The organism is Tunicatimonas sp., assembly GCF_049647865.1.
Classification (GTDB): Bacteria; Bacteroidota; Bacteroidia; order Cytophagales; family Cyclobacteriaceae; genus Tunicatimonas.
The window spans coordinates 1-14,856 of sequence record NZ_JBARYM010000753.1; the positions used below are offsets into that span (position 1 = coordinate 1).

At 44.8% G+C, this 14,856-nt stretch carries 10 protein-coding genes; 7 read left to right on the plus strand and 3 right to left on the minus strand.

Annotated features, from left to right (window positions below; translation table 11 throughout):
* On the plus strand, positions 1–706 hold a 706-nt coding region (locus tag WBA23_RS21965), incomplete at its 5' end, for a hypothetical protein (RefSeq protein WP_424584425.1).
* A gap of 186 nt (positions 707–892) precedes the next feature.
* Here WBA23_RS21965 and WBA23_RS21970 read toward each other — a convergent pair.
* Positions 893–1,063: a hypothetical protein gene (locus tag WBA23_RS21970; protein ID WP_424584426.1), complete on the minus strand. Its 171-nt coding sequence runs from the start codon at positions 1,061–1,063 to the stop codon at positions 893–895.
* Between the two features lie 277 nt (positions 1,064–1,340).
* Between WBA23_RS21970 and WBA23_RS21975 the strand changes: the two genes are divergently transcribed.
* The 6 genes from WBA23_RS21975 to WBA23_RS22000 all read left to right on the plus strand — a co-directional run bounded on the left by WBA23_RS21975 (position 1,341) and on the right by WBA23_RS22000 (position 13,183).
* Positions 1,341–2,837, plus strand: a complete 1,497-nt coding sequence (locus WBA23_RS21975; RefSeq protein ID WP_424584427.1) for an L-fucose/L-arabinose isomerase family protein — start codon at positions 1,341–1,343, stop codon at positions 2,835–2,837.
* Positions 2,834–4,294, plus strand: coding sequence for a sodium:solute symporter (locus WBA23_RS21980; RefSeq protein WP_424584428.1), 1,461 nt, complete (start codon positions 2,834–2,836; stop codon positions 4,292–4,294). The genes WBA23_RS21975 and WBA23_RS21980 overlap by 4 nt, the downstream gene beginning before the upstream one ends.
* On the plus strand, positions 4,291–7,308 hold the full coding sequence (locus WBA23_RS21985; protein ID WP_424584429.1) for a glycosyl hydrolase: 3,018 nt from the start codon (positions 4,291–4,293) through the stop codon (positions 7,306–7,308). Before WBA23_RS21980 ends, WBA23_RS21985 begins: the two co-directional genes overlap by 4 nt.
* 3 nt (positions 7,309–7,311) lie before the next feature.
* Complete coding sequence (locus WBA23_RS21990; RefSeq protein ID WP_424584430.1) at positions 7,312–8,691, plus strand: sulfatase; 1,380 nt, start codon at positions 7,312–7,314, stop codon at positions 8,689–8,691.
* Positions 8,692–9,343: 652 nt separating this feature from the next.
* Positions 9,344–10,342, plus strand: a complete 999-nt coding sequence (locus WBA23_RS21995; RefSeq protein ID WP_424584431.1) for a serine hydrolase — start codon at positions 9,344–9,346, stop codon at positions 10,340–10,342.
* A 21-nt stretch (positions 10,343–10,363) separates the two neighbouring features.
* Positions 10,364–13,183, plus strand: a complete 2,820-nt coding sequence (locus WBA23_RS22000) for an NTP/NDP exchange transporter (protein ID WP_424584432.1) — start codon at positions 10,364–10,366, stop codon at positions 13,181–13,183.
* Here the strand turns inward: WBA23_RS22000 and WBA23_RS22005 are convergent.
* Positions 13,172–14,410, minus strand: coding sequence for a serine hydrolase (locus WBA23_RS22005; protein WP_424584433.1), 1,239 nt, complete (start codon positions 14,408–14,410; stop codon positions 13,172–13,174). The genes WBA23_RS22000 and WBA23_RS22005 overlap by 12 nt on opposite strands.
* Before the next feature lie 14 nt (positions 14,411–14,424).
* On the minus strand, positions 14,425–14,856 hold a 432-nt coding region (locus WBA23_RS22010), incomplete at its 5' end, for a hypothetical protein (RefSeq protein WP_424584434.1).

Here is a 14,856-nt window from a genome sequence, read left to right on the forward strand (position 1 = left end):
TTTACGTGAAAAAGAAGCCCAGAAAATTGCCCCTAAGTCGGTACAGTTGGATGCTCCCTCGGCAGTACTAGATGAGTTGGAGATGTCTGTGGAATATCTCGACAAGCAAGATTGGTTAGATATTAGACGTGAAGGCAATACCCTGCAAGTTAGTTTGACCCCCGAAGCACTTGACAAAGCTGAGGGTACGTATCAGGCGCGGGTACGGGTTTTTGCTCCTCTTCACCAACTGGAGCAAATATTTTATGTGAAGGCTATTACACCTCATCACCGCAATGTTCCCGCAGATTTACAGGTGGTGGATGACCAAACTGCGCGATTTTTTCCTTCGCCTTTTGCCTGGGTAGAAAACCCCTACGAATGGGACTTCCTGAAAGGCTACGGCAGCTACCATATGTGGGCTGGTACGGCTGAAAAGGGCTTTGCCCGCTACCAGCCTGACTTAAAAGCAGGTCGCTACCGTATCTATCAACATCCTGAAGCTCACCCTACTCCGCCGTACAGCAAAGAAACTACCAAGAAGCTGCGTGTGCGGGTTATGACTGCCGAAGGCTTGCAGCAATTAGATTGGAAGCCATCTGCTTCGAAAGAAATTGGGGTGTTTGAGATGAAAGGTGGAAAGGAAAGCTACCTTGATATCTGCACCGAAGGTAGCCAGGGGTTGGTGTTTGCCGATGCTTTGGTTTTTGAAAAAGTGGCTGAATGATTTTGAAATGAAAAACTACGAGAGATAAAAGCAGGAGTGTTCGAAGCTCTCAACTTAGCATTCAATAGCTTAAACGAACCAATCCATCCTATTAAAATGAAAGTGCGAATTATGAATAATCTTAGTCAACTATTATTTTAAAGAAGGGCTTACTTCTCTTATTACTGCTGGTGCTAACGTACGCCATCACTTTAGCGCAACAGCCGAAGCATGTTGGTGAAAAGAAACTGGCTTTAACCCTTGAGGGTTGCTCTCATCTGATTGCTGATTTATTGTTTCGCCAAAGTAGCTCTGATAGTTTTGCTGTTCCAGAAACAGTTGTTCTAAACCGAAGGCTAAGTGTGAGATTCTTTTCAAGAAAATAGATGTCTACTATAATGAGGAGTAGCAGTACAATAAATGTGAGGTCAATGCAAATTAGTAAGCTGTATCGCTGTACGGTGAAAAAATAAAGAAAATTGCGTTAAATAATTCTCTATCCAGTCTGAATTAAATAACAGTCATTGGTGTGATCAAATCTTTGGTAAGTCGTGGTAAAACTATTTCTAAAATTAATAGCCAAAAATGCTAACATAGAATTCAGCCTTCCATTAATTTAATGTATCATGCTGAGAATAATACTGATGAAACCTGTATGCTAATTGACCAAACCGAATCTGCGAACGATACTAATTCACCAAGCATTGAGCGAATGAAACCCTTGCAGGCCCGAATAGGAGTACTGGGAGTAGGGCATCATACCTACTGGCCTCAGTTTAATGGGTTGCTGGAGGAGATTGAAGAAAAGCAGCGGATGTTTGAGGAGCGGATTAGCGATGACGAAGTAGAAGTAATTTCACTGGGTATGTCAGACTGTGCCGAAACAGCTTACGAACTGGTTCCAAAGATCAAAGCGGCCAACCTAGATTTGCTGTTCATCGATATGCTGACCTACGCCACTTCCAGCAGCATTGCCGCGATCTTCCAACAGATTGATCTACCGATGGTCATGGTGGCGTTGCAGCCTATGGAAGCCATGGACTACGCGCGGGCCACTACCTACATGCAGTTGCTCAACGACGATATTTGTGCCATTCCCGAATTTGTTAATGTGTCGGTTCGTATGGGCCGACCCGTGCCACCGTTGGTGATCGGTACGTTACACAACGATGAAGCAGCCAAGCAGGCGGTGGCCGACTACTGCCAGATTGCCAAAGTACTACGAAGTTTGAAAACCGCCCGTATCGGGCAGATGGGCCACGTACTGGAAGCCATGCTGGATATGCACACTGACCCCACGCAACTTTCTGCCACTTTCGGTTGCCACGTAGTACAAACCGAACCCGACGATGTGCTAAAGCATTATCAGGCCGCGAGTGAGGATGCGGTAAAAGAGTATGTCCAGAAGATTCTGCGGTTTTTTGATACCCCCGATCCTCAATCTGATCCTATCACTGAGAAACTTTCTCAGGAAGATTTATACGAAGCCGCTCGGGTAGGCGTCAGCCTTAACCACTTCATTGCGGAAAAAAAGCTGGACGGACTAGCTTACTACTACGAGGGGCAACCCGAGTCAGAAATCAGGAAGGTGGTGACCAACTTTATTGTCGGTAACTCTCTGCTCACCGCCGGAGGCTTTCCCATGTGCGGGGAGATGGATCTGAAGACCTGTATTGCCATGCTGATTATGGATCGGCTGGAAATGGGTGGCAGCTTCGCCGAATTTCATCCGGTAGATTTTAAAGAGGGCTTTGTATTAGTAGGGCACGACGGGCCGCACCATATCAATATTGCCCAGGGCAAACCGGTGCTACGTAGTCTGAAGAAATACCACGGCAAGCCCGGGAAGGGTGCTAGCGTAGAATTTACGATCAAAGCCGGGCCGATCACTATGCTAGGAATTGCTCAGAAAGCCGACGGTTCATTTAAATTTGTCATCGCCGAGGGCGAATCCCAGCACGGACCGATTCCGCCTACTGGTAATACTAACACTAGAGGGTTCTTCGGCCCCGATGTGCGGACCTTTCTCACCCGCTGGTTTAGTGAAGCACCTACCCATCACTTCGCGTTAGGAATCGGTCACCGAGCTGATACCATACAGCAAGTAGGAAGGTTTTTAGGCGTTGAGACGGTAATCATTGATCAGACATGACCGTAACCTACGTATCGGTAGTCATTGCTGCCTATTTTAGTCTGCTGTTTATGATTGCGAAAATCAGCTCCCGCCGAGCTGATGCGTCTACCTTCTTTTTAGCCAATCGCAGTGCCCCCTGGCCGCTGGTCGCCTACGGTATGATTGGAGTAGCTGTCTCCGGCATCACTTTTATTTCAGTGCCGGGGCAAGTAGGAAGTACGCAGTTTAGTTACTTCCAATTTGTGGTAGGCATTGTCATCGGCTTGTTAGTCGTAGCCCTGGTCTTATTGCCTATTTTCTACCGCGCCAAAACCATTACCATCTATGGCTTTCTGCTAGAGCGCTTTGGGCCGAAGTCCCACCAGACCGGAGCCCTATCGTTTATGGTGGCTCAGACCGCTACCGCCGCATTTAAGCTTTACTTGATGGCTCACGTGCTGCAATTGCTGATCTTTGATGAGCTGGGTTTGCCCTTCGAGCTGACCGTACTAACCACGTTGCTGCTCATCTGGCTGTACACCTACCGGGGGGGTATTCAGACAGTTATTCTAACCGACACACTGCAAACTACTTTTTTGCTACTGGCAGTTATCGTCAGCATCTGGTCTATCAGTAGTCAGCTCGACTTCTCGGTAGGCGAATTGTACCAAGCCATGCAAGAGCGGCAGGTAAGCCAAGCCTTTTTCTGGTCGTGGGACAATCAGCAGAACTTTTTCCGCCTGATGCTTACCGGAGTGTTGCTCACCGTGATGACCAATGGCTTGGATCAGTCGGTCATGCAAAAACACCTGACCTGCCCCGATTTGCGCTCCTCACAGAAGAACATCATTTCGCTGGCGATTATTCTAATTGGGGTCAATATGCTGTTTTTATTTCTGGGCGGGGCGTTGCAAGTCTACGGAGATGTACAGGGGTTAGTGCTTCCTGAGCAAACTGACAGCATTTATCCGGTACTGGCTATTGAACATCTGGGCTTAATTTCCGGTACGGCTTTTCTACTGGGAATTGCTGCGGCCGCTTATTCCTCAGCTGATTCTTCTTTGACTGGGCTTACCACCTCCTTTTGCGTAGATATTCTGAACTTTGGCGTAGATGATAATCGGACGCAACTGCGTAAGTTGGTCCATCTGGGCTTTACCTTATTGATTTTTCTCATCATTTTACTCTTTGAAGCGATCAATAACGACAGCGTTCTGTACGCCTTTATCCGCACTTCCGGCTTTATCTACGGGCCGCTGGTAGGGCTGTTCGCTTTCGGTATTTTCAGTCAGCGTACCGTGCCTGATCGCTGGGTTCCGCTGGTAGTCATTCTGGCCCCGCTGCTATCGGTACTCATTGACCTTACTTCCGAAAGCTGGTTGAATTATACGTTTGGATATGATATTTTACTAGTCAATAGTTTTATCGCGGTGTTAGGACTGTACCTGCTTTCGCTGAGCTCCAAGAAAAAACTAGATCATACGCTTACTACATGAAATACTTAAGACTACTATTTGGCCTATCACTAACTTTCTTGCTATTCCAATCCGGATTAGCCCAACCTACGGTGGAAGAAGTATTTACCGATCCGCCCAACGATGCCAAACCCCGGGGGTATTGGTTGTGGGGTCACGGCAATTTTGACTATACCCGCATCAAGGAAGAGCTCCAGGAGTTTAAAGATAAAGGGCTAGGTGGGGTAGATATTTTTGATATGGGCATTGCCGATCCCTACGAGGTTATTCCGGCAGGAAATCCGTTTTTAGGTGAGCGGATGCTCGATGGAATTGAGTTTGCTGCTCGGGAGGCTAAGAAATTGGATTTTCCCCTGGGCTTCTCTGTTTCCAATGGCTGGAATGCTGGGGGGGGCTGGACCGAGCCGGACGAGATGATTATGCGTCTGCTATTCTGGCAAGATACTATCCGTGGGCCGCAGCAGCTGACCGAAGTAGGTTTCCCTGAGATTCCTACGGTCTTCAAGAAGCCCTACGGAGAATTTCCACTCTTCCCTCAGATCAACGCGGATGGTTTCCCCGAGTACTACCAGAACGTAAGCTTGGTAGCCATACCGGTTTTTCAAAATTCATTAGTCGCCGATACCACACACATGCTAGTGTTTGATTCTAGTGAGTTACGGGGCAATAAAATAGATGTTGAGTTGCCCGCCGGAGACTGGGTGCTGATGCGAGCGGTAGTGACGCCACTGGGGCAGAAAATGTGGATGCGTAGTGACAACTCTACTGGGTTTATCATGGATCATTATTCTAAAAAAGCTACTAAACATCACTTTGAGCACGTAATTGGCCGACTGGAAGAGCGGTTAGGTGACTTGGAAAGTAGTGCTCTAGAACGACTGTACTTGTGCAGCTTTGAAGCCGAAGACTACATTATTTGGAGCCCGGAACTAGCTTCAGCATTTCAGCAACAGCACAATTACGACTTGGCTCCGTTCGTACCGGTTTTCTCCGGAGTAGATGTGATTGACGCAGAAACCTCCCAACGCTTTTTGCAGGACTACCGCGCTACGGTATCTGAGATGTTTGTGAACAACCACTACCGACAGGCCCGGCAAATTTCTAACGAACACGGTTTGCTATTGGCCTCCGAGTCGGGTGGGCCGGGGCCGCCGTTGCACTACGTACCAACCGAAGACCTGAAAGCTCTGGGGGCAGTGGATGTTATGCGAGGGGAGTTTTGGAACAAAGAATCCGAGTACTTTGATGAGCACGGCAATGATTTGTTACAGGTAGTACGCAATATTGCCAGTGCCGCGCATATCTACGGGCACAAGGTGGTGGAGATGGAATCGTTTACCAGCCACCGTAAGCACTGGCAGGAGACTCCGCTAGAACTGAAGAAACTGGCGGATCGGGCATTTTGCGAGGGAATGAATCGGGTGGTGTACCATACCATGCCCCACAGCCCGAAGGAAGCCGGAACGCCGGGCTGGAGCTATCAGGCGGGCACGCACATTTCGCCCAAGATGACCTGGTGGGACTATTCGGAGCCGTTTCATTCCTATCTGGCTCGTACCAGTGCGCTGCTGCAACGCGGGCAGTTTGTGGCTGATGTGGCTTACTACTACGGCGAGCGGATTCCCAACTTCGCTTCCGGCTCTAAGTACATTCGGAAAACCCTGGGTTTGGGCTACGATTACGACGATCTAAATAAGGAAGTGCTGTTGCAAAGTTCAGCCACCGCTGCCGGGAAGTTGCAGCTACCCTCCGGTATGACTTATCAATTATTAGTGTTGCCGGAAGATTCAGTGATGAGTATTGAAGTTTTGCAGAAAATTGAAGAGTTAGTGAAAAGTGGCGTGAGTGTGCTAGGGGCTAAACCCACCACCGTACCGGGACTGCATAATTTCCAGCAGCGAGAAAGTCAACTACACCAACTTACCAATCAACTTTGGGGGAAAAAGAGTAAGAGGAAGCAGGAAAAGACGTATGGGGCGGGCACGCTCTACACTGGCTACGCCGAGCGGGACATACTCGCAGAAAAAGGAGTAGCACCTGATTTTCAGTATCAAGCAGATGCTGCGGCTAAGCTGGATTACATTCACCGGAAAACCGACCAGGAAGATACTTACTTTATTCGGAATACTGACTCGCTAAACGTATCGGTCATAGCTGATTTTCGGATAGCGAATCAAACACCCTATTTTTTCAATCCGGTGAATGGGGAGATAACCCCCGTAGCAATGTATAGTACCCAGGACGGACGTACCCAAAACGAGCGAACCCAAGTGCCACTGAGTTTACAACCCTGGGAAAGTACGTTTATAGTATTCAAGCGCGAAACTGAGTCGCTCAATCATATTGTAGCGGTAGAACAAGACGGAGATCCACTTGATTTCTCCAATGATTTAGCGAGTGTTCAAATTGAATTAGACGAAAATCAGAACCTGACTTTTTCGACTGATGAACCCGGACAGTATACGCTGGTATTGCAAAACGGCAACCGAAAGCAATTTGACTATAATCCTCAAACAGCTGTGCAAGAAATTGGCAAAAGCTGGGAGGTGTACTTTCCCCACGGCTGGGGCTTTAAACCGATTCAAACGTTTGACAGTCTCATTGACTGGGCAACGCATCCCGACCCGGAGCTAAGTATCTTTAGTGGTACCGCTACCTACCACACTTCGTTTGTGATAGATAGTAGTCTCTTAACCGATGATGCTGACGTGAGCTTAAGCCTAGGTCGGGTAGGGGAGGTAGCTCGGGTGTATTTGAACGGACAGGAAGTAGGAACTAGCGTTTTTCCAACCCATACACTTTCGTTGAAGAATCTGCTACGCGAGGGGGAAAACTTTTTAAGTGTAGATGTTACCAATACTTGGCTCAACCAATTGATTGGCGAATCGAATAAACCTTTAGCTGAGCAGCGAACTCAGAGTAACCTAGGCAATTCGGATGGTAAACGCGAGTGGAGCGACTACACACCGCAGCCGTCGGGGTTATTGGGCCCCGTTACCATTCGGGTTCGAAAAATCCACCAATTATCAAAGTAGCTTATGAAATTGATTGGCTGTATTATACTGACTGCTTTACTGTCTTCACCGACACTATTTGCTCAGGAAAAGCCCAACATTATTTTTATTCTGGCCGACGACTTAGGTTACAAAGATTTAGGTTGCTACGGAAATCCTTTTAACGAGACTCCGGTGCTGGATAAGCTGGCGCAAGATGGAATGCTATTCACCCAAGCCTACGCGCATCCAGCCTGTAGTCCATCGCGAGCTGCCCTCATGACTGGTAAGCATCCGGCCCGTTTGCAGATTACCACGGCTTTGGGTTTAAATAGAACTGATCCCAAGTCGCCAGTTATTCCCCCTCAAGTCGCTGAGTATCTTCCTGCTTCGGAAGTAACAATGGCGGAGGTTCTACAGCGAAATGGCTACACCACCGGCATGGTGGGTAAATGGCATCTGGGAAATGATAACAATAGTGGCCCCTCTTCTCAAGGCTTTGACTACGACCGGATGATTGGCAAAAATGGACTGGATTACTACAACTATAGTATCGTAAGCCAGGGCGAAACGGTTTTTGAAGACAATGGTACTGAGTACCTAACTGATAAGCTTACCGAATACGCAGTAGAGTTTATTCAATCCCAACCAAGCGACAAGCCTTTCTTTCTGTACTTGGCTTATTCAGCCCCTCACTTATTCATCGTACCTAAAGCGGATAAAGTGAGTAAGTACATGCGAAAAGTGAATGGTTTTGATAAGGAGTACAATCCGTACTACGCCACTATGGTAGAAAGTATGGACGAGGGAATTGGTCGTGTACTTCACGAACTCGATAAGCAAAACAAGTTAGGAAATACGGTAATAGTTTTTATGTCAGACAATGGGGGGGTGGGAGTAGATCAGATAGCGTATCGTCCTACTACCGTAGCCCCATTGCGTAAATGGAAAGGCCACGTATACGAAGGCGGAATACGAGTGCCGTTAATTGTATTTTGGAAGAACAGGGTGAAGCCTGGTAGTATAAACGAAAACTACCTGGTCATCCAAGATTTTCTACCAACGTTCATGGAGCTAGTTGGTGACAATAATCTTCCGCCTAATTTAGATGGAAAAAGTTTTTTGTCCACCCTATTTCAGCCTGATCAGCACCTGGAAAGAGGTCCTATCTATTTTCACTTTCCGCATTTTAGCGGACAAGGGGCCCGACCAGCCGGAGCGGTTCGTAGTGAAGAGTGGAAGTTGATTGAGAACTATGAAACAGGGGGTACCGAGTTGTTTAATCTCAAAGAAGATATTTCTGAGAGTAACGATCTGAAATTTTCCCATCCTAAAAAAGCGCAAGAATTATTTCATGCTATGCAGAAGTGGCAGCGCGAAGTAGGAGCAAAAATGCCAGTTAGAAAGAATAGTTACGAATACTAACCCCCCCCCCATATGTCTAAAATGGCAGCATCTACTGAAACTGAAGCAGCACTTATAAGTACTCAATTGAAACTCTTTCGGTGTTTTTCCCAGATTTATTCCAGGGTTTTCCACATAGTGGGAGGGAGATACTAGAACTTGCAGAGCCTCATCCAGCAAAGATATTCCAAGTTATTTATTGCTGCTTATTTAAAGCCCTAGGATAAAAACATCTACACAGAAGAATATCTAAGTTAAAATAGTCAACTTCAGTATCTGAGAGGGAAGCTTGCATTAGATAAAACAATTTTTCTCAAGCTCTCCGCAGTGTCGTAAAAAAGCTGCGATTTTAAAAGCGTGTTTGAACTTTACCTTTTAGTTTTTTTATGATTCTTGTCCGCTCATACTTCGTCTTTTTCGCGGACGATAGCTTAGGCTATCCCCCTTTGAAAGAGTCTCGCTTGACCAAAAAATACCTCATAATAAATTTAAACGCGCTCTAAACCGAAGATTATTGTGTTTAAACCCAGCCTGTTTACTAAGTGACTCGTATTGGGCTAAAAAACGTATTAGATTAGAAGTAGTATTAGTTTAAACAAAGTTCTATTATTATTTAAGATGCTACCTCTTTTTAATCATCAAATACGTATAAAGATGAAATTCAATTAGAAATATGAGATATGTATCCAACAATATTAGCACTGTAATGATCAAACTGAGACAAACTGGAATTTTTACTCTTTGTATAGTATTTCTTTATACCCTTGCGAACAATGTACTTGGGCAACAAAAAGAAGTTGATAAAATAGAAAGTGAGGAATTCGTTGATTATAACGTTGACCTATTGTTGCCTTTTACTATTCCCGACAGTGCTATTCAGCCCCTAAGAACGTTAATCGATACTAGTCTGGTAACTGCTTTGGAGCTTAGACTTGGTAAAAACAAAAAGTGGAAGTCGCTAATCAAGCAAAAAAGAATGGCGGTAGGTGTTGTGGATCTACAAGACGTTAATAAGGTGAAGTTTGCCCGAGTAAACGGAAACGAAATGATGTATGCGGCAAGCCTACCCAAAATTGCTATTTTGCTGGCAGCAATGGACGCAATGGAAAATAATGAGATAGCCGAAACTCCTGAAATTCACGCTGATTTAAGACTGATGATCAGTAAGTCTAATAATGCGGCATCAACCCGTATGATTGACTTATTAGGGTATGACAAGATTGAGACGGTGCTAAAAGACCCCAAATACGAACTATACGATGAGGTTTACGGGGGTGGATTGTGGGTTGGAAAACGCTACGCCAAACAGGGCAACCGTAACCCAGACCCACTAAAGGGATTGAGCCACGCTGCTACTGTTTCTCAGGTTTGCCGATTTTATTATTTGATGGTAGCCGGCAAGTTGGTCAGTCCTGAGCGATCTAAGCAAATGCTGGATATTATGGAAAACCCAGCTTTACATCATAAATTTGTAAATACGCTGGATAAGGTTGCCCCTAACGCTCGGTTGTTCAGAAAATCAGGGTCGTGGCGGGAGTTTCATTCTGACTCTATTTTAGTTTGGGGACCCGAAAGAAGGTATATATTAGTAGCTTTGATTGTAGATTCTGATGGGGAAAGTATTATCAGGCAATTAGTGCGCCCAGTTGAGGAGGTGTTAGAAATTAAGTAGATTGAATTTCTAGGATGTATTATGGCGGAAATAGCCCAAACGCTAAAACTACTATTAAACAAGGTTTTCGATATTAGAGAGGGAGAATATAAAACTGCCATACTCATGCAGTTGAATATCTTTCTTCTCATTTTTACTTTACTGATTGTTAAACCTACGGTAAACGCGCTTTTCCTATCAAAGTTTGGGGCCGAGCGACTGCCTGAAGCGTTCATCTTAGTCGCGCTCACGGCCATAATAACAACTACGGTATACGCTAGAAGATTGACAAAACTATCACTCAACCGAGTGATCGAACAAACGCTCTTTATCTCCATCGTGGTACTGCTGCTATTCTGGGCATCATTGTACACAAATTTTCTGGAAGGGTGGGTGCTCTATTTTTTTTATATCTGGGTAGCCATTTTTGCGGTACTGTCTTCATCTCAGTTTTGGATATTAGCAAATCTAGTTTACAATGTGCGAGAAGCTAAAAGACTATTTGGCTTTATTGGTGCCGGTGCTATATGCGGTGGAATTTTAGGAGGCTACCTGACATCAATGCTGGCACCATTAATTGGTACAGAAAACTTAGTCCTTATTGCGGCGCTTTCTTTAATAGTATGTATTCCAATCACCAGGTCTATATGGAAAAGAAAGGTCGCTTCTTTGAATGTCTACAAAAGAAGAAAGCGATCAGTAGGGTTTGGTGAACACCCGATAAGAGTAATTAAAAACTCCAAGCATCTCACTTATCTGGCTTGTATTATCGGAGTAAGTGTAGTAGTAGCGAAGTTAGTAGACTATCAGTTTAGTGATGTGGCCTCCAGAGCAATAGAAGATCCGGATGAGTTAGCCTCTTTCTTTGGGTTTTGGTTTTCCAATCTGAATTTGATTTCTCTGCTGATTCAACTTTTCTTAACCAGCCGTATTGTGGGTGTTTGGGGCATAGGTACTTCTCTTTTGGTATTACCAGTGGGGATATTTTTTGGCGCAGTTTCGTTTTTGGTTTTACCAGAACTGGCGGCAGCAATACTAATAAAGTCCGCTGATGGTAGCTTGAAGCAATCGGTGAATCGGTCGGCTATCGAATTATTATCGCTACCCATTTCGCAAGAAATAAAGAATCGAACCAAAACATTCCTAGATGTTGTGGTAGACAGTCTGGCTACTGGTACGGCGGGTATCGTACTAATTTTTATAGTGAGAGGGCTCGGCTGGTCATCCCAAGCAGTGAGTTTAGCAATTATTTTGCTCCTGCTACTATGGATTTATGTTGCCTACTTGGTGAGAATAGAATACATCAATCTATTTAAGAATAAAGTTGTAAAGGAAAGTGGTAAAGTGCGCAAAGAAACCAGAGTAGCGCAAACGCCTACATCAATCATTTCGGAAATAAGGAAGGTGTTAAGTACGGGAACGGACAGCCAGGTACTGTACATGTTAGGCAAAACGAAGGAGATGAAGGACGACCGCTTCATTAACAATTTTATATCGTTAATTGAACACAATGTAGGGGAAGTACGAGTCGCCGCACTGGAGAATCTTAGCTACTATAAAAGCAACTTTACCGAAGATGTAGAAAAGTTAGTTTTTGATCCTAATCAGAAAGTGAGCTTAGCAGCTTTGCAATATCTTTTTAGCCGTTCGCCCAATCATATTCAAAATCTGTTGGAGACATACCTCAATCATCCCAATCAAAATATTGCGGATAATGCGATGCTTTGTTTGGCAATAGAAGCGCGCAATAACACCACATTAAAAGAGACATTTGCTTTAGCGGATCGCCTACGAAAGAAAATTGTTAGGCTTAGCCAAGCAACCGATAGCGAAATTCTGCATCTGCTCGAAATACTTGGGGCAGCTAACATTGCTGATCTAAACGCTTACATAGCGTCTTTCTTCTCTCACCCCAATCCGGTTATTCTTAATTCAGCGATTCTTAATGCGTCCGAAACCTTAAACCCGGATTTTATACCCCCAATCATTCATCTACTTTCTTTTAGAACGCATCGGCAGACTGCCAAAACTGCTCTGGTACATTATGGCTTGCCAATTATTGATGCCTTGTTAGTAATGATAAATAATAAAACGATTGAGCCTACTGCTGCCCGGTTTGTTCCTTCAGTTATCGCGTCTTTCAACTACCAAAAAGCGGTAAACGCGCTCTTTCAAATTCAAGACAGTAATGATCTGACGTTGAGTATTGAGGCTTTACGATCGCTAAATAAGATGAAGGAGGAGTATCCTGGTCTGTATTTTAATAAAGAGGTTATTGTAGACCGAATACTGACGACCGCCTCATTATATCAAAATACACTCACGGCTATGCATGCCCAGATTATTGTCTCTTATAAGAGGCGAAACTCGGCGAAGTCTACTCCCGAATTAGAAGACGCCCGACGAAGTTTAATTGAATTGTTGGAGCGAAGGTTGGACGGCGACCTAGAGCGAATTTTTAGGCTATTGGGTTTGAAGTACCCCTTTGACGATATTTTTACGGCCTACAAAGGGATTCGTGATGACAGCAATGAACAACGAATCAATGCCATTGAGTATATGGATAATCTACTGGATACTAATCTAAAAAGAGTGCTGGTACCCATCATTGAAACAACCGTTATGGACATCAACGAGCATAACTTTACCAACGTCAAGCTCAACATACCTTCCGAATACGATTGCTTTAAAACGCTCTTGACAGGGAACGATCAGAAAATTAAACTGGCCATTCTATATTTAATAAGGCTATCAAATGATAAGCGATACTTAACGCTGCTAGCTCCTTATCTCTATGACGAGAATATAAAAATCAAGCTATTTGCTAATGAAGCTTCCAAAAAATTAGCCTTAGTGGAGTAGCTTATCTATGGATGAAGCTAAAGCAAAATGATCGCCACTAGAATTTTTCTTTAGCACATTAGACATCAGACATACCATATAGATTGTGCTGTCGGGATGTTCTACGATAGCTACCGAGTTCATATAATTTGCTTTATTGCCCTTGTATTTTTCACAAGTATAACCGTCTTCTGCGGCGCAACTGTACAAGCTTCCTGATTTGAAATAAACGGCTGCTTTAGATAAGGCGGTAGAAGCCGCGTATCGTATTCTTCGATCGGTCATATACATCAAACGTTTAATCTCTAAGCTTGACGCTGGATCAACAACTTCTCCTTGCTCAAGAGCTACCATAAACTTCATTAGGCCCCGGGTGGTTCCCGTGCTTCCTCCTCCTCCGGGAATGATATTTCCAGCTCCTCTGGTAAAAAATTTCCCTAACCTCCATTCATTTTCAGTGATGTCTATTTGCCGCAAAGGCTCATTTACTACTTGCATCGCCAGCGTACTTAGTTCCGCTTTTGGTGTTGTTGTAAAATAGTCATTGGCCTGTTCGTTCGTCAGAGATGGGTAAGCTTCACCAAATACCCTCATCAGTAAGGCTTCTCGCCAGATTACGCTGGCGGCACCATTATTACTAACCGACATCATATGATCTACCCACTCGTAAAGGGTAAAATTATCGGTTGCCTGCGCTATGCGTTTAACTATCTTCTTAGTATCCACGTCAAATACCGGTATGGTATGCTCATCTGTTAGCACCCACTGACCGCCTACTACATACTTGTCTCGCAATAGCTGCTGTCTTTCGTCGAACGAATCCGGATAGATGCTCTCTAATTCGCTAAACAGGGCGATTGCTACCGCCAGTTTTCCTACACTGCCCGGCTGATACTCCCGTTTATCTTGTTTCGATGCGTAGCGTAGGGGCCTGCCAGGAGTAATATCAAGGAGGGACAGGGAATAGCTCTCGTGCATGTTGGGGAATAGTCTATCGACCTTGCGTTGAAGTTCCCGATCAATATCTACCTTACTCAATAAGCTATCACTGGTTGTTTCGGTAAGGTGTAATGCAATTGCATCAAGTGATTTTAATGCGCCCTCAATAGACTTCTTTCCGGCCAACGCTTCGTTGTTCACCATTTGTAGGTGCAGTAGCCGACGAATACCGGTCTGATCATAGCCATCAATCGGATAGGAAGAGAGACCAGCAGAAAATACTAACCCGAACAAGGCGACAAGTATCATTAAAACTAATTTTTTCATTCTTCGATTTTTGTATTTAACGAAACTTGCTTGTTTTTGGGCATCTGAGGAGTAATAGATTCTAAGTAGGTAGACTGCACGGCCCTATTATTTTCAACAAATGGCCTTACTTGAAACAGCCATAGTTTGTTATTTAAAAATCCAAACTCTACATCGTAAGGTCCCTCTGAGTCAACCCCCGCCGTGTTAGGCAATTCTACTCGGATTTTATTAGCTAACTGTATGATATCCTCGATATTCTGCTGGTTCAAAATTTGGGTTTCATACGTAGCATCCTTTTTGAGTGTACCCCCTTCTTGAGGTAGTGTCGTGTACCGGGGCTCTCGGGAAGGAGACAGCAGTCGACTGTTGCCGTTAGGCTCAATTAAGTAAGACTCAGCCGCTTGCCCATCCACAGCACCGCCCACTCCTCGGCTGATGGCCACAGT